The organism is Roseibium sp. (assembly GCF_048260565.1).
In the GTDB taxonomy this organism is placed as follows: Bacteria; Pseudomonadota; Alphaproteobacteria; order Rhizobiales; family Stappiaceae; genus Roseibium.
In genome coordinates, this window is the sequence record NZ_JBLXGP010000001.1 from 938,479 (window position 1) to 960,235 (window position 21,757).

Annotated in this window: 21 protein-coding genes; 10 read left to right on the forward strand and 11 right to left on the reverse strand. The window is 59.2% G+C overall.

Going from position 1 to position 21,757, the window contains the following annotated elements; translation table 11 throughout:
* The first annotated feature begins 4 nt into the window (after positions 1–4).
* Both ACN0SO_RS04285 and ACN0SO_RS04290 read left to right on the forward strand, forming a co-directional pair.
* Complete coding sequence (locus ACN0SO_RS04285; protein ID WP_417674853.1) at positions 5–403, forward strand: ExbD/TolR family protein; 399 nt, start codon at positions 5–7, stop codon at positions 401–403.
* Positions 400–1,488 (forward strand): TonB family protein, encoded by a 1,089-nt coding sequence (locus ACN0SO_RS04290; RefSeq protein WP_417674855.1) that lies wholly within the window; start codon positions 400–402, stop codon positions 1,486–1,488. The genes ACN0SO_RS04285 and ACN0SO_RS04290 overlap by 4 nt, the downstream gene beginning before the upstream one ends.
* A 6-nt stretch (positions 1,489–1,494) precedes the next feature.
* Here the strand turns inward: ACN0SO_RS04290 and ACN0SO_RS04295 are convergent, their stop codons facing one another.
* Positions 1,495–2,739, reverse strand: a complete 1,245-nt coding sequence (locus tag ACN0SO_RS04295) for an MFS transporter (protein ID WP_417674857.1) — start codon at positions 2,737–2,739, stop codon at positions 1,495–1,497.
* A gap of 290 nt (positions 2,740–3,029) precedes the next feature.
* Here ACN0SO_RS04295 and ACN0SO_RS04300 point away from each other — a divergent pair, with 290 nt between their 5' ends.
* The 3 genes from ACN0SO_RS04300 (at position 3,030) to ACN0SO_RS04310 (ending at position 5,507) form a co-directional block, all read left to right on the forward strand.
* Positions 3,030–3,773 carry a sulfotransferase family 2 domain-containing protein gene (locus ACN0SO_RS04300; protein WP_417674859.1) on the forward strand — a complete coding sequence of 248 codons (744 nt, stop codon included), beginning with the start codon at positions 3,030–3,032 and terminating at the stop codon, positions 3,771–3,773.
* A gap of 96 nt (positions 3,774–3,869) precedes the next feature.
* Entirely contained in the window at positions 3,870–4,757 is an 888-nt protein-coding gene (locus tag ACN0SO_RS04305) for a hypothetical protein (protein WP_417674860.1), read from the forward strand.
* A gap of 51 nt (positions 4,758–4,808) precedes the next feature.
* The gene (locus ACN0SO_RS04310; protein WP_417674862.1) at positions 4,809–5,507 is read left to right on the forward strand and encodes an FkbM family methyltransferase; all 699 of its coding nucleotides are present in this window, start codon (positions 4,809–4,811) and stop codon (positions 5,505–5,507) included.
* 13 nt (positions 5,508–5,520) lie between these two features.
* Here the strand turns inward: ACN0SO_RS04310 and ACN0SO_RS04315 are convergent, their stop codons facing one another.
* Positions 5,521–6,333 (reverse strand): glycosyltransferase, encoded by an 813-nt coding sequence (locus ACN0SO_RS04315; protein WP_417674864.1) that lies wholly within the window; start codon positions 6,331–6,333, stop codon positions 5,521–5,523.
* Here ACN0SO_RS04315 and ACN0SO_RS04320 point away from each other — a divergent pair.
* Positions 6,310–6,597 carry a hypothetical protein gene (locus ACN0SO_RS04320; RefSeq protein ID WP_417674866.1) on the forward strand — a complete coding sequence of 96 codons (288 nt, stop codon included), beginning with the start codon at positions 6,310–6,312 and terminating at the stop codon, positions 6,595–6,597. The genes ACN0SO_RS04315 and ACN0SO_RS04320 overlap by 24 nt on opposite strands.
* Here ACN0SO_RS04320 and ACN0SO_RS04325 read toward each other — a convergent pair.
* A complete protein-coding gene (locus ACN0SO_RS04325) occupies positions 6,573–7,520 on the reverse strand; it encodes a glycosyltransferase family 2 protein (protein ID WP_417674868.1) in 948 nt (315 codons plus the stop codon). The genes ACN0SO_RS04320 and ACN0SO_RS04325 overlap by 25 nt on opposite strands.
* Positions 7,517–8,626 carry a glycosyltransferase family 4 protein gene (locus ACN0SO_RS04330; protein WP_417674870.1) on the reverse strand — a complete coding sequence of 370 codons (1,110 nt, stop codon included), beginning with the start codon at positions 8,624–8,626 and terminating at the stop codon, positions 7,517–7,519. Before ACN0SO_RS04330 ends, ACN0SO_RS04325 begins: the two co-directional genes overlap by 4 nt.
* Positions 8,627–8,935: 309 nt before the next feature.
* Here ACN0SO_RS04330 and ACN0SO_RS04335 point away from each other — a divergent pair, with 309 nt between their 5' ends.
* From ACN0SO_RS04335 to ACN0SO_RS04345, 3 genes are all read left to right on the forward strand, one after another.
* Entirely contained in the window at positions 8,936–9,832 is an 897-nt protein-coding gene (locus ACN0SO_RS04335) for a polysaccharide deacetylase family protein (protein ID WP_417674872.1), read from the forward strand.
* A 37-nt stretch (positions 9,833–9,869) separates the two neighbouring features.
* Entirely contained in the window at positions 9,870–11,315 is a 1,446-nt protein-coding gene (locus ACN0SO_RS04340) for an amidohydrolase family protein (protein WP_417674874.1), read from the forward strand.
* Between the two features lie 362 nt (positions 11,316–11,677).
* Positions 11,678–12,472 carry an MBL fold metallo-hydrolase gene (locus ACN0SO_RS04345; RefSeq protein ID WP_417674876.1) on the forward strand — a complete coding sequence of 265 codons (795 nt, stop codon included), beginning with the start codon at positions 11,678–11,680 and terminating at the stop codon, positions 12,470–12,472.
* Here the strand turns inward: ACN0SO_RS04345 and ACN0SO_RS04350 are convergent.
* From ACN0SO_RS04350 to ACN0SO_RS04375, 6 genes are all read right to left on the reverse strand, one after another.
* Entirely contained in the window at positions 12,469–13,296 is an 828-nt protein-coding gene (locus ACN0SO_RS04350; RefSeq protein WP_417674878.1) for a hypothetical protein, read from the reverse strand. The two genes, ACN0SO_RS04345 and ACN0SO_RS04350, sit on opposite strands and share 4 nt — an antisense overlap.
* Entirely contained in the window at positions 13,293–13,910 is a 618-nt protein-coding gene (locus ACN0SO_RS04355) for a cysteine hydrolase family protein (RefSeq protein ID WP_417674880.1), read from the reverse strand. The genes ACN0SO_RS04350 and ACN0SO_RS04355 overlap by 4 nt, the downstream gene beginning before the upstream one ends.
* Before the next feature lie 20 nt (positions 13,911–13,930).
* A complete protein-coding gene (locus ACN0SO_RS04360) occupies positions 13,931–14,740 on the reverse strand; it encodes an ABC transporter permease (protein ID WP_417674882.1) in 810 nt (269 codons plus the stop codon).
* A complete protein-coding gene (locus ACN0SO_RS04365; protein ID WP_417674884.1) occupies positions 14,737–15,747 on the reverse strand; it encodes an ABC transporter permease in 1,011 nt (336 codons plus the stop codon). The genes ACN0SO_RS04360 and ACN0SO_RS04365 overlap by 4 nt, the downstream gene beginning before the upstream one ends.
* Positions 15,744–16,880, reverse strand: coding sequence for an ABC transporter ATP-binding protein (locus tag ACN0SO_RS04370; protein ID WP_417674886.1), 1,137 nt, complete (start codon positions 16,878–16,880; stop codon positions 15,744–15,746). Before ACN0SO_RS04370 ends, ACN0SO_RS04365 begins: the two co-directional genes overlap by 4 nt.
* Before the next feature lie 88 nt (positions 16,881–16,968).
* Positions 16,969–18,081, reverse strand: coding sequence for an ABC transporter substrate-binding protein (locus tag ACN0SO_RS04375; protein ID WP_417674888.1), 1,113 nt, complete (start codon positions 18,079–18,081; stop codon positions 16,969–16,971).
* A 396-nt stretch (positions 18,082–18,477) separates the two neighbouring features.
* Here ACN0SO_RS04375 and ACN0SO_RS04380 point away from each other — a divergent pair, with 396 nt between their 5' ends.
* Complete coding sequence (locus ACN0SO_RS04380; RefSeq protein WP_417674890.1) at positions 18,478–19,611, forward strand: isopenicillin N synthase family dioxygenase; 1,134 nt, start codon at positions 18,478–18,480, stop codon at positions 19,609–19,611.
* A 70-nt stretch (positions 19,612–19,681) separates the two neighbouring features.
* Here the strand turns inward: ACN0SO_RS04380 and ACN0SO_RS04385 are convergent, their stop codons facing one another.
* Positions 19,682–21,742: a 3-hydroxyacyl-CoA dehydrogenase NAD-binding domain-containing protein gene (locus ACN0SO_RS04385; protein ID WP_417674892.1), complete on the reverse strand. Its 2,061-nt coding sequence runs from the start codon at positions 21,740–21,742 to the stop codon at positions 19,682–19,684.
* Positions 21,743–21,757 lie beyond the last annotated feature (15 nt).

The window sequence follows — 21,757 nt, forward strand, 5'->3', positions numbered from 1 at the left end:
TCCCATGCGTCTGAAGCGTCCCGTCCGCAGAACACCGCCGGAAAACACCATTCCGCTGATCAATGTGGTCTTCCTGATGCTGATCTTTTTCCTCTTCGCAGGCTCGATCGCTCGTGACGATGCGCGCCGTATGGAGCCGCCAGTCGACATTACCGAGGACGAAAGCATCCGCTCCACAGGTGCCCTCATCATCGATCGCGACGGCCATACCCACGCCCAAGACACAGAAATCTCGGTCGAAGCCTGGCTGGAAGCCAACAGGACCGCTGATGCCGGGGACGGTCCGCTGAAGGTGGCTGCGGACGGAGACCTTCCGGCCGACAAGCTCGAAGACGTCCTTTCAGCCTTGTCCAAGGCGGGTGGCACAAACATGGTTCTGATCACCAGAAAGAGCGCCCAGTGAAATTCTCACGTCTTGTGGCGGCAGGTATTTTCCTGTCGGTGGCATCCCACGCGGCAATCTCGGCCTATTTCGCCCCCGATACCGATCGGGTGGAGATCGCCGCCTCCGAGGGCGGCGCGGTCTCCGTGATCGGTTCCCTGGAAGATCTGATAGCCGGCACCGATGGCGCTCCGGACGCCGTCGAGGCTTCGCCCAAGGAAGTCCAACCGATCGAAAATTCATCTGAAGCAGCCGCGGTCCAACCGGAACCGGCCCCTCAGACCACCACGCAGGCTGTCCAGAAGCCTGCGCAGATGGCAATGGCCACGACCCAGCCCGTCACCAGAGGTGTAACCGACACCAGGCGAGTGACGGCTGAAACCGCACCACCGGATTCAAGCCGAACAGAGCCCCAGCAAGACCCGGTTGAGGAACTGAAGCCGGTCGAACCCCAAAAGGAAACGGTTGCAACCGCACCAGTAACGGAAGTCGCCGCCGTAACGCCCCCTGCGATTCCTGCGGAAGTGCCGGAGACGGAAACTGTTACACAGGAAACGGCCGAGCAACCGGTCTCCCCTGAGGCCAAGCCAGTTGAGGCAAAACAGGCTGAAACGCTCGAAACGACAACACGGGCACCCGCTCCGCCAATTAAGCCGAAGGTGCCTAAAGAGAAAAAAATCGCCAAGCAGCAACCGCAAAAAAAGAAGATATCGGGCGCAAATCGTAACTCCCGCCGGGGCGGCGAGCAGGTCACCAGCGCGGCCGGCAGATCCAACGCCAACGGGCGCGAGGACGGCAAATCCAAGGACGGTGGCACCAAGGCGCGCTCGAACTACAACGGCAAGGTGCTCGTCAAACTGCGCCGCGCCAAACGCTATCCGTCCCAGGCCCGGCGCAACAGTCTACAGGGAACGGCGACCGTCAGCTTTACAGTGGCCCGAAGCGGCGCCGTCAGCGGTGTCCGTCTTGCACGTTCGTCTGGGCATACGCTCCTGGATCAGGCCGCACTCGAGATGGTGCACCGCGCCGCGCCCATGCCAAAGGTTCCCGATGACATCCGCGGCAGCAAACTCAGCTTCACGGTTCCGGTCCGTTTCTCCCGGTAAACACCTTCAGAATTTCGTCAGCTCGCGCAATTGCGGAAACAGTTTGTACCAGAGCAGCGTGACGCCAAGGGTTACGAAAGCCCCGACCGCGACCGCCGCAGGCGTTCCCATCAGCGCCGACATGGTTCCGGCCCGGAAATCGCCCATCTGGTTGGATGCATTGATCGAGACCGAATTGACCGCACTCACGCGGCCGCGCAAATCGTTGGGCGTTTCGATCTGGACAAGTGTCTGCCGGACATAGACGCTGACCATGTCGGATGCGCCATAAACCGCCAGTGCCGTAACAGACAGCCAGTAGTTGGTCGAGAGGCTGAGGACGAGGATGGAGAGGCCGAAGATGGTCAACGAGATGAAAAAACTCGGACCGATCCGCCATATCAATCCCCATCTCGCCAATGTGACGGCCACGACCAGGGCTCCGATGGCAGGCATTGCCCGCATCACCCCCAACGCTTCGGGACCAACCTTCAGGATATCCACGGCAAAAACCGGAAGCAGACCCATCACCCCGCCGAAAAGGACCGCGGCCAGGTCGATGGAAATGGCCCCGAGGACGACCTTCGTCTTCCAGATATGCCGAAAGCCGCCAAGCAGCATGGTGATGCCGAAAGGCTCTTTCCCTGCGATCCTGAGATCCGCCCGGACAAGAAACATGGCCGCTGCGGCAATGAGGAAAAGCACCGCGGCAACGAAATAGACCTTCTCGTCGATCAGGGCGATGAGAACCCCGCCGATTGCCGGACCGCCCAACTGCCCGATTGTCATCACGGAAGAGTTTGTCGCGACCGCTTTTGCGAACACTTCCCGTGGCACAATGTTCGGAAGCGCTGCCTGAAGGGCGGGAAAAATGAAGGCCTGCGCCGCCCCGTTCAGGGCCAGAAGCGCAAAGATCGGCCAGACGGCATCCGAACCGGTCATCAGATAGAGGCCGATCGCGGTCATCGCGACGAAATTGGCGCAATTGCATATGCCGACGATGAGGCGCCGGTCAAACCTGTCCGCCGCGAAGCCCGCGACCAGGAACAGGCACAGAACCGGCAGAAACATGAACAGGCCGATCAGACCGAGATAAAGGACTTCTCCGGTCTTCTGATAGACGTGCCAGCCGATCGCCACGGCAAGGATCTGCGTTCCCGTAACCGACCCGGTACGGCTCAGCAGGAAAAGCAGGAAGTTCCGGTTTTTAAAAAGCGATTCCGGTTCAGAAGACGGATTATCGGCATCAGGGCTCCGAGAATTCGCAGTCACGATCGATCAGACCCCTCTAAAAACCACAGCACTTACCCTTCCTTTTCGCACGAAAAAGGAGACCCCACGATTTCGGCCTCGAAAGAAACATGTTTCGGTATGGAATTCGTCCAAAACAGAAGGCTGCCAGAACCCAAAAACAACACACCGGACCGAAGCCGGGAGGACAGTCCAGATGCGAGTCTCACTTGAATGCCGGCCTACAGTCTGTAACAAGCGCGAATATGGAATGCACGTATTTTGACATCGGGCTTCCTCGGCCGGACCGGCACCCAGACAAGACAGGGAATGTGAACGTGATTGACCGCTACGAAATTCGCTACCAGTTGGAGTATGCGGCAACATTGGCAGGTCTGCGCCGTCCGAAGTACCTCTTTATCCACATTCCCAAGAACGGCGGCATGTCCATCCGGCAAGCCCCTCAACTCAAAGACAGGATTCTGACTGCTGCGCGCAAACGTCTGAAGAGCCCGGCCTATAGCGCCGCCGTTCTTGAGACGATGCAGGCATCGGGCGATCATCCCGGTTTCGAACACGCCCGCCTGCGGGATGTGAAACTGTGTGTCCGCAAGGCCAACACGCCTTTTGCGATCGTCCGCAATCCCTGGTCCAGGGTCGTCTCCCGCTTCACCTTCTCCGTCGACGCCATGAACGACAGACGATCTCCGGCCGACTACTCGGCCCGGGATTTCGAAGCCTTTCTGGAAGAACGCCACAAGTGGGGCGGGAAGGACTATTTCTGGCACCGTGCGATCAGGGGCTGGTTTCCTCAACATGACTATGTCATCGACGAAGCCGGAAACATTGCCGTCGATCTGCTGCGGCTGGAAAACCTGGACGATGAATTCCAGCGATATTTCAAGGTATCGGACCCGTTGAAGCGGCGGAATATCACCAACCGCCCCAAAAAGGACTACAGGTCCTATTACACACCGCAGACGATCCAGATCGTCGCAGACTGGTACGCGCGCGATATTGATGTCTTCGGCTTCGATTTCGATACCGGAGCGACACGAAACACACTCTATTCGTGATCAGCCCCAGATTGGTCTTGTTATTCAGCCGCTGCCCTCCCTAAAAAGAAACTTGACGAAACAAAAAGATTTAGGGACCGGGGCCAGACCAAGCCGATGTCGAAACGAAGCAGTTCCTGGAATTCTGTATGCGGGGATATTCCACTCAATGCGGTTGACCGCGCCAGATACAAGGCCAACGCCTGGCTCGAACGCGTGCGCCAGAGGTTCCAGTCCTTCCCCGCCCCTGTCGAAGCCTATGAACCGCATCTGGATGCCGACCGGCTGATCGCCGATTTCGGAGATCCCATTCGCGTCGCCAGTCCGACGCGCGCACTGTGCTACGACTTCGTTGCCAACAAGATGCCGGAAATCGTCGGCGAGAGGCCTTCCGTCCTGGACCTCGGCTGCGGCAACGGCAACTATGCGCAACATCTCAAGATTGCCCTTAATTTCCGCCACTATCAGGGCTATGACATCAAGGAAAGCCCCGAGTGGCCGAAGTACCGATCGGACGAGATCGAATTCGGCACGGCGACCCTGGGCGTGGACGAAATCGACGTCGGCGATGCGACCTGCGTCTTCTCCCAATCCGTGCTCGAACATGTGCGGTATGACGCGGAAGTTTTTGGCCTGCTGCGCAGCAAAAGTCCCAAAACGATCAGGCACGTCCATTGCGTACCGACACCGGAAAGCCACGTTGAGCATCGCTATCACGGCTACCGCCGTTACGGCCCCGGCGAACTGACCCGATTGCTCGATCATCCGGGCCTGTCAAACATCCGGATCTATGCGCTCGGCAACTCCGCCACACGCGAGATGTACTGGCATCAACGTCACAAGCCAAAGAGGTTCGCCTCGCGGTCGGAACGCAAGCGTTATCCGTACCTGTACGACCAGAATCTGACCTGCGTGGAAAACCTTCAGCGCAACAGACAGTCGATCAAGCCATTGCATCCGATCGAGGCATCCTTCTATATCCTGACATTCGATCAGCAGCTCTAACGATCGCCGGCGATCGGACAACAGACCCAACCAGGAGAATGGCAGATACCGATGTTGGAAAAAATCGGCCGGTTTTTCCGTGCACAAGTCCGGCGGCGGCTGAAACCGGACGTCATTACGATCGAAGGTCTGAAAATCAGTACGGATCTCGGTGACGTTACCAAGACCATTCGCAAGGCACTTTATCGGGAAAGCTATGAGGCGCCCGAACGCCGGCTCCTGAAAGACATCGTCGTCCCCGGCGACCGTGTACTCGAAGTCGGTGCCGGTGTGGGGCTGGTCAGCCTGACCTGTGCCAGGATCTGCGGCGCGGAGAACGTTCTCTCCTACGAGCCGAACCCGAACATGCGCCCGATCATCGAAAAGAACTTCGCCCTGAACGGCATGACACCAAACCTTCGGTCGAAGGCGCTGACCACATCGCCTGGAACGGTCGACTTCTATTTCGCCGAGAATATCTACTCATCCAGCCTCTATGACCGCGGCCTGGGCGAAAAGACATCCGTGCCGTGCGACGCGATCTCCGATGTGTTTGCAGAGTTCAGGCCGAACGTGATCGTCATGGATATCGAAGGGGCTGAAGTCGACCTTCTTCCCTCATGCGATCTGTCCGCCATCGACAAGATCATCGTGGAAATGCACGCGCATGTGGTCGGTGCGGACAAGGTTCAGCACCTCGTCGACTATCTGGAAGGTCGGGGATTTTCACTCAAGAAAACCCTGAGCATCAGCTATCTGTTCGCTCGATGAAACGTAACCGGCTCTAACCGGCGCGTTTTCCGGAAAAAAGATCGATATAGGCGTCGCAGATGGCATCGCGGGAATAGCCTTTCTGCAGCTTTTCGGTTGCGTTTTCGACAAGCCTGGAGACAAGGCCGGCATCGGACCTCAAACGATCAATCGCCTTTCCCACACCCTCATGGTCATCGATGGGCACGATCAATCCGTTGACGTTGTCGTCGATCAACCAGCTCGGCCCCTCGCTGGCCGTCGAAATGATCGGTTTTTCGACGGCCCAGGCCTCCAGAACCACATTGCCGAGCGGCTCGTGGCGGGAGGGAATGACCATCACATCGCAGGCGGAAAGGTAGGGTCCGGGATCCATGGTCCAACCGATAAAGCGGACACGATCCGTGATCCCGAGGTCGGCGGCCAAACGCCGAAGATTGTCCTCCTCCTCACCCTCGCCGATCAGCCACAGGTAGGACCCTTCACTCCGGGCGACACCCTTCAGGAGAGTATCGAACCCTTTCCGGTCGACGAAGCGTCCGAGGCCCAGAACCACGTGGGCATCGTCAGGCGTGTCCAGGCTCTCCCTGGAAATCGGAGTCACCGGTCTGGTATCCGTGAAATTCGAAATGACCCGCGTTTTGGATCTGTCCCAACCGATATCACCGGCCGCCCTGGCAATATCCGGCGTGTTACAGACCAGCACATCGCAATTGGCGAAATAATCCAGCCGTTCCGGATAATCGCCGAGCCGGGCCGCGGTCAGAATAGTCGGGTCGTTCGGTATCCAACGGGTCGCCTGCGGCATCCAGGACATCATCGCATGGGGCCGAAAAGCCCGGTTCATTTTCGCGATCCGGCGATTGATGAAGAAACGCGCGATATGAGACCGGCTGAACTTGATCTCGGTCACCTCGCAGGCCTTCTCGATATCTTTCTTCCATACGCGATCTGGAAAGACGAGAGCCTTCTGCTCGACACCACGTTCGGCCAATGCATTGACAAGGCTTACAAAAAAGCGCTCAGCTCCACCCTTGATCCCCAAGTGGACGTGTACGACTCTCAAAGACTGCTGCATGGTTTCCATCAGTTCCCGTCGACAGTATCATAGTAGCTGGGCAGCATTTGGAACAATCCGCGCAGGTTCCCAAGCCCGCGCGCCAGACGTACCCGGCCCTTGTAATAGGCGCTCTCGAATGACCCGGCTCCGGCGATCCTGGCTACGCCGGTAAACAGACAGATCAATGCTCCGCCAATAATGCGTCGAATGGCCTTGCCACCGAATTTCATGACCGCACTGCCGGTGCCCCGGCGCAATTTGGTCGCATAGGAATGGGCCGCTGCCGACGTCATCACCCGCTGTATCAGTCGTTCCGGCTCCATGCGACTTGCCGGAATTTCCTCTTCGACGCCGGCCATCGGCGCCCACACGATCCGGCATCCGAGGTCATGTGCCCGTTGAAAGTAATCAATATCCTCGAAACCGAAAGTCAGGGCGTCGTGGAAGCGCAGGTTCAGACCATCCTTGGCGAACAGCTTCCTGCTCAACAGCGTATTGTTGGTCGGCGCTTCGCTCAGTTCCGCACCTTCGGTCTCGGCTGCCGGATTGAGATGTTTCCACCATTTGGGCGGCGGAGCCTCGTAGCGGCGGCGTACGGGCCCGGAGACCACATCGGCCGAATGGACCTGCGCCACACGCAACAATTCGCTCAGCCAGTGCGGGTCTGCGACTTCGTCATCGTCGATCAGGGCGATCCAGTCGTAACCGCGCTCCACCGCGACTTCCAGCGTCTTGTTCCGGGCCTTTGGAATTCCACGCACCGGCTCCTGATAGTAAAGCACCGGAAAACCGCCTTCGGCGTTCAGGTTTTCAATGGTTTCGCGGCTTAGCTGCTGGCTGTCGTTTTCGACGACGCAGATCTCGACACTCTGATCCTCACTTACATTCTGGGCCAGAATCGACCGGACGCACTCAGAGACCATGCGAGGCCTCTGCGCGGTGCAGATCATGACGCCAATCTTCTGCTTTCTCATGGTCCTGCCGTTCGGTGACGCGAAAGAACGTCTTCATAAAGGGAATCCAGCCGGGCCGAAAGCACTTGTATCGAAAAGCACTCATGCACCCGTCTCGCGCCCGCCCGGGCCAGTTTCCCCCTCAGGGTTTCATCCTTCACAAGCCGAGAAAGGGCTCCCGCAAAACCGGGCCCGTCGGACGGATCAACCCACAAGGCAACATCGGTCGTGGTTTCGCGCAAACCGCCCTTTCCGGACGTTATGAGAGCCGATCCGCCGGCCATCGCTTCGATCGCCGTACGTCCGAACGGCTCCTCGAATTGCGAAGGAACCAGCGTGATCGCCGCGGTTTCGAATGCTTCTTGAACAGCCGAATGCGGCTGATCGAAACAGACCTCTGCGCGGTCACCGAGCGGTGCGAGCGCGGACTTGATCCTGTCGATATAGGTCTCGTCGGTAGCAAGCGTGCTCAAGATAAAACGGGTGCGCCAGTCCTCCTGCTCCGGAAGAACGGCCGCCACTGCCTGCGCGGCCTCAAGCACGCCTTTATCCGGCACGGCACGTCCGGCGAACAGAACCGTATCGACCCGCTTCTCGGCTGGCGTCCAAGATGCCAGATCAAGGCCATTGTGGACGGTCGAAGACTTGGGCGTCAGGCCGGGAAGGCTGCCCAGGAATTTTTCGCGGCTGAAATCACTGACAAAAACCAGGTGATCGAACGCATTGTAGCGCCATCGGTCCAGACGTTTCCGGATAAAGCCGCCGCCGATCTTCGGCGTATTGTGCTTGTGCAGCAAAACCGGGAGATCGGGGAAAGCCTTTCGAATTGTCAAGGCAGATGGCAGGTGCTGATGCACGACAACCAGATCCGGTTGCAAGCCCTTCACCCGCTCCGCAAGCTTGCGGACAAAGCGTTGCTGATTATCGCCAGGTTCTCTGGAAACGCCCTGAAAAGAGATGTTCGGAAACGGATTGGCCAACGCCTCGCCGATGACCGTTGTCGAGCTTCGATGTCGTGAATGGGCAACGAAATCGCGAACGCAGAGATCTATGGCAGTCGCCCGATCGGAGCCGAAATGCATTCCGCGCGGGAGGACGATGGCTATGTTGACCGGTTCGATCGGCAAGTCGATTTCCGTTTACAGGAACGGGCTGACGGGAGCCCCCGATTAAACGCCTGGGCGCATGACCGGGCATGCCCGCCAAGCTGTTAAGACGCTTATAGGCGCGGCGGGGTGCCCCGACAATACCCGCACCGTGCATGATGGCTTTTAACCGGTCCCGTCGTAAAATCTTCATCCATTCCTGAGGTGATTTGCTGCCCCGGCTAACCGGCACGGTTGTTGCTATAAAAAGTCCAGCGAGCACGCGACTGGCTGAAACACAGCGCTTGCCCCGAAAGCAGCAATACGCTTGCACATCTCAAAGGCTGAACAATGCATAGTCGATACCCATACGTCCCTATTACAGACAGGCCGGATTTCTTCTGGCCCGACGGGCGGCGGCTGGCTGTCTATATCGGCCTGAATCTCGAAACCTTCCGGTTTGGCGAAGGACTGGGCGCGGAACTGGCTCCTGGCGGACCGCAGCCGGACGTCCTGAATTATGCCTGGCGCGACTATGGCAACCGTGTCGGGGCATTTCGCATGGCCGACCTCTTTGACGCCTTCGGATTACCGCTGAGCGTGCTGGTGAATTCAAACCTCTATGACGATTGTCCCGGCCTGATCGAACGGTTTCGCGCTCGGGGCGATGAAATCGTCAGTCACGGCCGGACCAATTCCGAGCGTCAGGGCATTCTGGCGGAAGAAGAGGAACGATCCCTCATCGAGGAAGCTACGGCCCGGATAGAGAAGGCGGAAGGCCGCAGACCGGAAGGCTGGCTCGGCCCGTGGATCTCCCAAAGCCCTGTCACGCCGGATCTCCTGAAAGAGGCCGGCTACAGCTATCTGCTCGACTGGTGCCATGACGACCAGCCCGTCTGGTTCAAGACCCGGTCCGGCCCGATCCTGAGCGTCCCCTACCCTCAGGAACTCAACGACATCCCGATGATTGTCGGCCGCAAGATGGATGCCGCCCCCTTTGCCGACATGATCGTCGACAATTTCGAGGAAATGCTCGCGCAATCCGAGGACCAGCCATTGGTCATGGGGATCGCATTGCACCCGTACCTGTTTGGCCAGCCCTACCGGCTAAGGCATCTGCGCCGAGCCCTTGCGAAAATTAAGTCGCTTTCCGACGAGCGCGTCTGGTGGACCACATCAGGCGCAATTGCGGACCATTTCAAAACCGTTGTGCCACCCAGCTCCCAAGCTTTTCTTGCCCAGCCATAAGCACCGCGACGAGACAGATGAAAGGACTATTCTCACAATGACCGACACGCGCGTCTTCCAGGTCGCCGATGCTTTGCTCGGCCCGGCATATGAGCCGGGCGGACCGCTGGAAATAACCGTAAAGGACGGCATCATTTCGGCCATTCGTCCGATGGAAGAACCATCCTCAGGACCACGATTGCTTGCCATGCCGGCGTTGGCGGATGCCCATAATCACGCCCGCCCCCTGTCGACGACTTCCTTCGGCTGCGGCCTGAAACCGCTTGAAACATGGCTGCCAAGTCTCGCGGCGATGCCATCTGTCGACCCCTATCTGGCAACGGCAGCCGCCTTTGGCCGATCCGTCCGCAGCGGCTGTGTCGGTGCTATGGCGCACCTGACCCGTCCGATGGGGCTGACCTCCTTGACCGAAGAAGCAAAGGAAATCGCCCGGGCAGCTTCCGATGCGGGCCTTGCGATCGGTCTGGCCATCGCCATCCGGGACCGCAATCCGTTGGTTTACGGCGATCATGAACCGCTGTTGAGCGGCCTTCCCCAAGAGATCCAATCCCTAGTTCGCCAAACCTGGCTCAGCACACCGAAGTCACCAGTGGATCAGATCGCCCTGGTGGATGCTGTCGCTGACACTGTCGGAGACATACCCGGCGTCGATGTCCAATACGGCCCCAACGGCGTGCAGTGGTGTACCGACGCTTTCCTGACTGCGATTGCGGAGGCCTCGGAACGCAACAATCGGCGCGTTCATATGCACCTGCTTGAGACGATGCCGCAACGCCACTGGGCAGATCAGGCGTATCCTCAGGGGATCGTACGCCACCTTGCCGACATAGGCCTTCTGTCGCCGCGTCTCACTTTGGCCCATTGCGTCTGGGCACGACCGGAGGAGTTGGACCTGATCGCCGAACACGGTGCCCGCATTTCCGTCAATCCTTCCTCCAATCTGCATCTCGCTTCCGGTATCGCCCCTGTTGCAGAGATGAAGAAGGCGGGCGTTGCCTTTGCCATGGGCCTTGACGGCTGCGCCTTCGACGAGGACGACGACGCCTTGCGTGAATTGCGCCTGTTCCGCCTGCTCAATGCCGGCTGGGGTTTTACCGAGGACCTGACCCCTGGCGATGCGCTGAAAGCCGCCTGCTCTACCGGACGCGCCGCCATGGGACTGGCGAAGGGCGGAACGATCGAAGTCGGACAGCCGGCAGACCTGATGTTCCTCGACCTGGAAGCCCTCGACCGGGACGGCCTGATGCCGGTCGATCCGCGCCAGTATCTGTTTGCCCGCGCAACCCAGGATCACATCGTCGAACTGGTATCAGGCGGACGGACCATTCTACAGAACGGCAAACTCACCGGTCTGGATCTTGAAGCGGTCGAGACCGAGTTGCGCGCTCAGTATCGTGCGGCCCTGCCCACGACAGAAGACGCCCGGAAAGCATTCTCCGCAATCGAACCGCACGTGGCAGACTTCTACAAGGGATGTTGCTGACGGCTCCCGAACTGGAGGATGTCTGCCGATGGCAAATCTTCACGACGCTTTGGCCAAGAAAACTCGATTAAGCGCGTCGCGATCCTTTTGGTCCTGTCTGCCAGCTCCGATGGCGCCGGTCGCGGCGCCGTTATCGGCCAATGGTCTGAAGCCTGATCAAAAAGGCGGCAAAGGGAGCTGACGGGTGCGGCCAACGCAGCATTACAGAATTGAATCTGATATCGGAACAACGACGCAAGTATCTGGAATAAATAAATTTTTTGAATTTTCGTAGAGGGTCATCGCATCTGGCACACACCTTGCGTTCAAACCGCCGAGGATACTGCATCTCAAGATGCGAGAACAACAGAAAGCGGAACAGAATGGATCTCCAGAGCTACCCGATTGCGGACACATGGTTTTCGATCACCAAGGTCGACGACACCACAGACATGCTTCTGGAGCCCCATGTCCATGTGCTCGAACAGGCCAACCTGTTCTTCGTGCGCGGCAGCGACCGGGACATGATGATCGACACCGGCATGGGCATCGTGCCAATCCGCCCCTATGTGGAACCGCTGACGGAAAAACCGTTTGCGGAGATCGTCTGTGTCTCGACGCACACGCACATCGACCACATAGGTGGGGTGCATGAATTCGACGTCCGTCTCGTCCATCCGATCGAAGCGGACGAAATGGCCGCCCCGTCGGGTATGAACACGATCATCCGCGACGAAATCGATCCCAAGCTGATTGCCCTGTTCGAGGAAGCCGGCTACCCACCGCTGGACGCACTTCTGATCGATGCCTTGCCCTATGCCGGCTACGACCCGAAAACCTATTCCCTGACAGGCGCCCCGGCGACCGGTCTTCTGGAGGAAGGCGATACGGTCGACCTCGGCGACCGCCAGTTCACGGTGCTGCATGTGCCTGGTCATTCGCCCGGCAGCATTGCCCTGTTTGAGGAGAAGACCGGCATCCTGTTTGCCGGCGATGCAATCTATGACGGCCCGCTCATCTATGACGGTCCGGGCATGAGCGTGGAGGAGTATGTCGCCACCATGAAAAAGCTCAAGGCGCTCGACGTTTCCATCGTCCACGGCGGCCATGATCCGAGCTTCGGCAAGAAGCGGCTCGACGAGATCGTCGAGCATTATTTCCGGATCTGGGGCGTCTAGAGAAGCTCCGGCAGACGATCCCGCGCCACCTTGTACCACTGCCGCTGGTATGGCAGCCCGTCGAAAGAACGGTGGTTCGTCTGGAACGGATCACCGTTGACGGGCACGTCTTCGAAAAGGCAGTCCCCGACGCGGGTTGGCAGGGTGGACAGATCGATCACCGCCGCCCCGCTGTGCAGATGGCCGAAACTGTATTCGGCTTCGAACAGGCTGTTCAGCAGGTCAGGCGCCGGGTTCGGACAGATCAGGGCGTCGGCCAGTTCCACCTGGAACGTCGTCAGCCGGCGGGTCCGTTCGGGGCGGTCGCAGGCAAACAGGAAATGGGTAGCGGAATGAACCAGGATTGCGATCCGTCCGTCACCGTCGGAATAGATTTCCGCCCGCATTCCCGACGACCTTGACGGATCATTCTGCCAGAGTTCGACGAAATCCGCCTCGACCCCGTGTTCGTACATGCCGTCCGGCGCTTGGCTTAGACGGCCGATGTCCTTGCCCTCCTCCGGTCCTTGCAGATTGATGAAGCGGCGCCAGGTGCAGACGCTGTCTTCCACCGTCGAGATACCGGCGAAGCCTTCGCATTTTCCGAGTCGGAACAGCGTATCGCAATCCAGATCCTTGAGCGCGGCACCGCCGAAGCCCGACGCGAATTCCGCCGGGACCCGCAAATCGGCATAAAGTTCCGATGCCTGAAACCAGTAGACCCGGGTTTCGTGATCCTCATGGGCCGGATTTTCGGCAGGCGCCTTGATATAGGCGCGCTTCCAGAGACCGAGTATCTCCCGATCCGTGATGTCCCCGGTCAGTGGGTCGGCCAGCGCGCTCAAGCCGCAGCCACCTTGTGGCTTGAAAACGCGGAGATCACCTCATCACTCATGCGCACCGCACCGGTCTGGAGATATTCCATGGCATTGAGCGCGGCATCATGGGCGTCGTCGCTCGAGCCGCCGACACAGTCCTTCACCACGCGGCAATAGAAATCCTTCTGGTGGCCGTCGGCGAAGGTGTAGTGCACGCAGACATTGGTCAGCCCGCCAACCATGACCAGCGTATCCGCCCGAAGACCGCGCAGCAGGATATCGAGATCGGTCCCGATGAAGCAGGAATAACGCCTTTTCTTGATCACGTAATCATCCGGACGCAGGCCGACGATATCATCCGCGATCTCGGTGCCTTCCCGGCCCTCGACACAGTGTACGTCCTCGGTCCCGTCCAGTTCCCGGCCGAAATCAATCATGTTCGGCCGGTGGGCTTCCTGAAAGAAGATCACGGGAACGTCGTTTGCCCTGGCAGAGTCGATCACCTTGCGCGCCTGACGCATCGCCTGGGTGTAGGCGGTCATCTTCGGAATGCCGCCGTCATAGTTTTCAAGAAAGGCGCTCTTCTGGATATCGATCACCAGAAGCACGGGATTTCCGACGAGAAGCGGTTGTGCAGCCATGTCATTTTCCTTTCTTGATGTCAGGGATCCTTGCGCGCCTGATCGGCGCCCATCAAACGGGGCAAATCGCCGAAACGGGCCGTCAGGCTGAACACGATGAGCGACACGATCAGGAACGTGATCGCCCCTACCGCCATGGTCGGCGTGAAGCCGTTGCGCAGCGAATTGAAGATCTGCAGCGTCACGGTCGCGTAGGACGACGCGGAGACGAAAAACATCACGATGAACTCGTGGAAGCTGAGCACCACCACGAAGAAGAAGCCCGAGAGCGTATAAGACAGGGTCTGCGGCAGGATAATTGTCCGGAGAATCGTTCCCTCGCTCGCTCCCATCGTCGCAGCCGCGTCGAGATGCGCCCGATCAATGGACTGAAGGCCGATGGATATCGTCACCAGCGGCAGAGCCGCCAAAAGCGCGGTATGGCTCAGGATGCCGGTAAACATATTTCCCAGTCCGCCGATGAACGTCCACAGGAAGCTCAGGCCGACCCCGAAGACGATCGGCGGCAGCGCGAACGGCAGGCCCGCCAGGCTGGCCAGGATCCTGGAAAACTTGCTGTCCTTCTTCCACTGGTCATAGGCGACCGGCCATGTGATCAGGATGGCAAGCGTCGCTGCCGAAAGCGCGATCACGACGGAGTTTTCCAGAGAATTCAGCCACACGGGCTCGTTGACGAAGAAATCGACGAACCGGCCGAGGGTCGGATCCTCCGGCGGAAACAGCATGGACCGCCCGCCATTCAGAGCCGACAGGCAGACCACCATGATCGGCAGGACGACATAAATCGCACACAGAACCATGAACCCTTGCTTGAAAGCGGCCTTGATCATGCCTTTCGCTCCGCCAATCGTGCCAGCATCAGACTGAAACCGATGAATATGCCGGCGGTAATCAGCAGGATGACCGCCTGGGCCGCCCCGAACGGCGCGTTCAGGGTCGCTCCCCGGATTGACTCGTAGATCGACACCGGCAACGTCTGATGAGCGGGTTCCGCGAAATAGGTCACCGTGACATAGGTGCCGAGCAGATAGACGAAGAGCAGCAGCAAAGACCCGAAAACCGGCAGGCGCACCGCCGGCAGGACGATCGTTCGCAGCACCGTTATAGACCCTGCGCCCATGGTCCGCGCCGCCTCGATCATCGACCGGTCGATCCGCGACAGTGGGGCGAACAGAAGGATCACTGCGTAAGGCCAGACCAGATAGGCCATGGTCAGGACCGTGGCGAGCTGCGAGGTCTTGAACTTCACGTTCCGGGGGCTTGCGAGGTCCCAGTCACGCAGAACCGCAAGCCATCCTGTTTCCTTTAGCCAGCTCGTTATTCCGGCGGCTTTGAACAGTGCGGGAAGACCGGAGCGGTTCGACAGAAGAATATCCCAGCCCATGACCACAAAGACTTCGGACATGGACAGGCTGGCAAGCACGAACACCAACCACATCGCCTGGCTGCGTCGCGATCCCTGGGTCATGAAGTAGGTGAAGGGAAAAGCGAAGCCGACGGCAATCAGCGACCCCAGCACCGCATAGGCGAGTGTGTAATAAAGCTTGAGAGTATAAAGCAGCGTGACGCTGTTCGGCCAATCCACCCCGACGAAGACGCGAATGTAGTTGCTAAAATCGAGCCCCCAGACCCAACTGGCACCTTCGATCTTCTCACCGAAGCTCACCACGATGACGAGCAAGAACGGCGCTACGAACACGAACAGGATAACCGCCGTAATCATGCCCATGACGATCTTCGAAGGCTCAAGCTCTTTTATGTAGGTGGCGAAGGCCGAGCCGCCCTTGCCGTCCTCTCGGTCGAGCTGGAGTTCTGAGGAGGCGGCCGGATAGCTCATGCCGCGACATCCTGCTTGTTCGATGCAGTCGAACCGCAGCCTTCTCCGGCATCCGATCCTTTCTTTGCGCCCTCTGCTTCATCCGTATCGGGAAACAGGCGCAGCGCATGCGGCGGGAACTCGGCTGAAACCGTCTTCCCTTGGGAAAAGACAGTCTCGGTCGATGCAGGCATCTCGCATATGACCGTACCGACCGGTGTTTCCACATAGACTTCGCGCGTCGGTCCGATATCGCGCAGGAACGTCACCGTCCCCGCCAGCCGGTTCGGGCCCGTCTCGTCGGCCGAAGAGAGCGACACGTTTTCCGGCCGGCAGGCGATCTGGACCGGGGATCCGTTGAGGTAGGACGCCGCCGGTTCGGGCCTGAAATGGAAACCACTGACATCCACACCGCCGTCCCGCACCTTGCCTTTCAGGAAGTTTGCCTTGCCGATGAACGAGGCGACAAAGGCGCTCGCCGGCTTGTGATAGATTTCCGAGGGGCTGCCGATCTGTTCGTAGCGGCCATTGCTCATAACCACGATCTGGTCGGCCATGGTCATCGCCTCGCGCTGGTCGTGGGTGACCACGATCGTGGTGATATTCAGCTTCTGTTGCAGGAGCCTGAGCTCCACCTGCATGGCTTCACGCAACTGAGCATCGAGCGCCGACATGGGTTCGTCGAGCAGAAAAACATCAGGCTTCTGGGCAAGCGCCCGCGCGATCGCCACACGCTGGCGCTGTCCCCCCGATAGCTGTCCGATCCGGCGGTCCTCGAAACCGGCCATCTTGACCAGATCGAGCAGCTCTTCGGCACGCGCTCGCCGGGTGGCCTTGTCTACGCCCGCAATCGCAAGACTGTAGGCCACGTTTTCGGCGACCGACATGTGGGGAAACAGAGCAAAGGACTGGAAGACCATGCCAAACTTGCGCCGGTTCGCCGGCTTTTCGGTAATGTCGTTGCCGTCGAGTGAAATCGTTCCGCGGCTCGGGTCCTCCAGACCGGCAATCATGCGGAGGAGTGTCGTCTTGCCACAACCGGACGGCCCGAGAAGCGCCGTCAGCTTTCCTTTCGGAAAGGTGAGGTCGATATTGTCGACCGCTGTGACTTGGCCGTAGGTTTTCTTGATACCAGCAAGAACGAGACCGGGCATGCCGTTCCTTTCGGTTTGTGAGAGGAAATCAGGGGCGGTCGACGGGAGGAACGACACACTCCCGCCGATATTTTGGTTGGCAGCGCCCTTATGCGCCTGCCAGCATTGCGTCCCACTTCTCCTTGATGAAGCTCTCCTTATCGAGATAGGCCTCATAGGCCGGCGTGATGTAGGGTTCGCCCGACACACCGGCATATTCTTCATCCGTCAAGTCGGTGAGGCTCTTGTCCACGAGGGGTGCAGTTCCGATCTTGCGAGACATCAGGGCCTGGGTTGCCGGATCGCAGGAGAAGCTGATGAATTCGGCCGCCTCCTCGGACTTTTCCGATAGCGGGCTCAGGCACCAGGAGCCGTAACCGATCGGATTTCCTTCCTTCGGGAAGATCGGTGCGATCGGGAAACCGTCGGCAGCCATAAGTCCGGCGACGTCGAGGTAGTACATACCGCCGATGACGTCTTCGTTCTTCATGGCCTGTTCCATCTGGCTTTCGGCCGTCCACCACAGCGCGACATTCGGCTTGATTTCGGCAATCTTGTCGATGACCGCTGTGATGCCTTCTTCCGTCATCAGGGTTTCGGCCCCGTCAAAATAGGTTGCCGCAGCGATGTCGAGGAAACGCGCGTCATATTGCTTGGAAAGGCCCAGAGACGCTTCAAGCGCCGGGTTTTCCCAGAATTCCTTCCAGCTGGTCGGTGCCGGCTTGATCTCTTTCGGGTTGATCACCATCGCGGTGAACCAGGCCATGGCGCCCACGCCCAGGAGGCCATCGGACCCTTCGTAAAGAAAGTCGGCCTTCAGGTTAGAGGCGTTCTGGATCTTGGCCGCATCGAGCGGCTTCAGCAGCCCGCCGATACGCATCGCTTTGATCATGGTGTCCTTGCCATAGAGCGACAGATCCGCCGGCGCCGTGCCGGAAGCGGCCGCCTGCTGCATGGTCACCAACCAGTCGCTCGAGTTCGGCTGGGTGACGGATTCCACCTTGATACCGGTCGCTTCGGTAAAGACCGGATAGATGTGCTTCTTGAAGCTGTCTTCGAAGTAGCCGCCGTAGGACCCGACCTTGATGGACCGCTCCTGCGCAATGGCAGGCATGCCCAAAACGGATGTTCCGGCCGTCAATGCGGCAGCGCCTGCGCCCGCGCGCAGGATGTCGCGCCGTGTCATGCTGTCGAAACGGCCGTTGATCTTCTTCTGTGTCATGGGAAGTTTCTCCTGAACCCGTAATTGCAAGGGCGACCCCCTGCCTTATCGCCGCCGCGCATTACGGCACGGACGACCGAGTAACAGATGCATGCATCGAGCATGCCAACTTTGATTTCTTAATAGAACGCTGTTTTTTCGCACTATTTACGCTGACGCGAGCAATTTTCACCTGCCCTCAATAACAGCAGGAAGTATATATTTTAATCATGCTCCTTTTTAGTGCAGATGCTAGGTATTTCAATGGAGTTCGCCTCAGGCGCTACTTTACGACAAGCCTATCTGCACCCCGAACTCCGGATAACGGAACGTGCCGTTTCCATTCAAAACCACCCGGAAAGCATGTCCGGGTTCGCGCGGGCCGACCCGTGCACAAGTCACGACCGAGGGACGAACATGCGAGATCTTCTGGATACTGCCGCCACCGATACGGCGACGCCGATCGATGGTACGGACGATCAAATCGCACTCAGCGCGGAAAACGTGGAATTGCCGGTCATCGATCTGTCCGGCCTGCATACCGGCTCCCAGGAAGACATGGCCGCAGTGGCCAAAGCCCTGGGCGATGCCGCCCGCACATCCGGCTTTTTCTATATCAGGAATCATGGCGTCGATCAGGGTCTGATCGACGCGGCTCTAGCCGCATCGCGCGAGTTCCACGACCAGACCCGCAGCTACAAGATGAAGTACTGGTCCGGCTTCACCACCCACCATCGCGGCTACGTACCGTTTGAGGAAAACGGGTCTGATTTTCCGAAAAAGATCAACTTCAACGAAGCCTGGGACATGTCCTTCGAGGCGCCCGCCGATCATCCCGACTACCTTGCCGGCTGGCGTATGACCGGCCCCAATATCTGGCCGGATCTTCCAGGCTGGAAGGAAACGATCTCCAGTTATTACGATGCCATCTTCGGTTTGGGCCTGAAGATGCTGAGCGCACTGGAATTCGAGCTTGGCGTCGAATCCGGCACTCTGATCAAGTACATCAACAATCCGACGTCCCAGCTTCGATTGCTGAAATACGTCGAAAACGACATGCCGGCGTCCAAGGATACGGTCGGAATCGGAGCGCATTCCGATTTCGAATGTTTCACGATCCTGCTGCAGGGCGGCCCGGGTCTCCAGGTGCTCAATGCGGACGACTACTGGATGGAGGCCCCGCCCCTGCCCGGTACCTTCATCGTCAACATCGGCGATATTTTCGAGACCTGGTCCGGCGGCCAGTATAAATCGACCCAGCACCGTGTGACCAACATCGGCCGGGAAAGGTACTCCATGCCGCTGTTCTTCGGCCTCGACTACGACGCGGTGGTCGAACCGCTGCCGAAGTTCCGCACGCCGGAAACGATTGAAAAATATCCGCCGATCAAGGCCGGCGAACACCTGATGCGCATGACGGTAAACGCCTTCCGCTACATGGCGGACGCCTATGCCAAGGGCAAGATCAAGCTCGACTACGACGTTCCTGATGACAATCCGTTCAAGCGCAAGGCGAAGCAGATCGACCGGACCGGTGTGGCGGCTGAATAATCATCCTGGCGAAGTGACGTTGTATGTAATCCGGCCGGCGTTTTCAGGCCGGATCCAACGGCCCTCTTCTTCAGAGCTCGGCGAAAGACTTGCCGCTTTCCGCCAGACGGCGAAGCAGCGGTGACGCCTTCCAGGCGACGGGGTCTTCTTCGGCAAAGGCATTGATGTTCGCCAGAACCTTATCCAAGCCGATCTGATCGGCGTGGAACATCAGCCCGCCGCGCCAGCGCGGGAAACCGTAACCATGCACCGTCACCAGATCGATGTCGCTGGCGCGCTGGGCAATCCCTTCCTCCAGGATGTCGGCCGCCTCGTTGATCATGGCGCAGACGAGCCGGGTGCGAATTTGCTCGTGGCTATAATCGCGCCTTGTCACCTTGGCGAAATGCGCCTCCTCGCGGACGAGGTCTTCCACCAGCGGATCGATCACCTTTCCGCCGCCGCCCGGATACCGGTACCAGCCGACGCTGGTCTTGCGTCCGAGCCGGCCCTCATGAACCATCCGGTCCGCAATCGGGATGTAACGCCGGTTCGGATCGCGGGTCGCTTCCTGGCGCTTTCGGTTGGCATAAGCAATGTCGAGGCCGGACAGGTCCTGCGCCTCGTAGGGGCCCATCGGATAGCCGAAGTCCTCCATTGCCTCGTCGATATCCCACGGGTTCGACCCGTCCATCATCACCGTGTCCGCGGCTTCCCGGTAGCGCGCCAGGATGCGGTTGCCGATGAAGCCATCGCAGACACCGGCCAGGACGGGGATTTTCCGAAGACGCTTGGCCACAGCAAATCCCGTGGCAAGTGCAGTATCCGCGCTTGCCGCTCCTCGCACGATTTCCAGAAGCTTCATGATGTGGGCAGGGCTGAAAAAATGCAGCCCAACCACCCGAGCCGGGTTCGACACACTTGCCGCGATCTCGTTGACATCCAGATAGGAGGTGTTGGTCGCCAGAACCGCGTCTTCCGGCAATGCCTTTTCCAGATTGGCGAAGACCGCCTTCTTGACGTCCATGTCCTCAAACGCGGCCTCGATCGCCAATTGCGCCGGCGGGAGATCGACGTAGCCCGTCACGATCGCAATGCGGGCCTTGCAGGTTTCGGCCTGTTCCGCGGTAAGGAGACCGCGTTTCGCGGCTCCGTCGGCCAGTCGGGCCACGTTTGCGGCAGCCCGATCCGCCCCGTCCGCATCTGTTTCCACGATGGTTGCGCTGATGCCAGCGCTGTCGAGGGCATAGGCAATGGAGGCCCCCATGTTGCCGCCGCCGACGACAACGGCCTGCCGGACGTCTACAGCTTCCGCAGACGCAATCGGCTCGGGTGCCTTTGCTCCTCGCTCGGCGAAAAAGATATGTCTCAGTGCCTTCGCCTGAGAGCCCGCACGCAGCCTAAGAAAGGCCTCCCGCTCCCTTACCAGCGCATCCGCAAACGGCGTATCGGCGGCAGCCGCCACCAGATCGATGGCTTCCAGAGGCGCTGTTTGCCCTTTCATCCGTTTCGATGCCTGCACTCTGGCTTTTTCAACCGCAGCTTCGTCGGCCTGAGGCGCGGGGCGTTCGGCCAGCGGAACAACATCTGAAAACAGTCCGGCGTCCAAATCGAGTGCGGCGGCGACCGGGTCGTCCTCGATCTTGTCGATTAAGCCGATCTCGAGCGCCGGTCCGGCCTTCAGCACCTTCCCCTGCGGGATGATGTCAAGCGCCGCCGCCATGCCGACCAGTCGCGGCAGGCGCTGGGTACCGGTTGCCCCGGGAACCACACCAAGGGTGACTTCCGGCAAGCCGATGGTCGCTTTCCGCGAAGCGATACGAAACCTGCAGGCAAGTGCAATCTCCGCACCGCCCCCAAGCGCCGCGCCGTTGATGGCCGCAATCCAGGGCACGCTGCTCGCCTCGATGGCGTTGATTACATCCGGCAGATGCGGCTCGACCGGCGGCAGATCAAACTCGCGCGTGTCTGCGCCCGCACAGAAGATCTTGCCGGCTCCGGTTACGATTACCCTCTCGATATCGCCAGCCGCCGCAAGTTCGTTCACAGCATCAAGCAGTCCCTTGCGGATCTCGGCAGAGATCCCGTTGACGGGAGGATTATCAATCAAAACGACAGCGGCGGTTCCCCGCCTTTCGATCGTTACCGGCATCTAGGCTTACCTTTC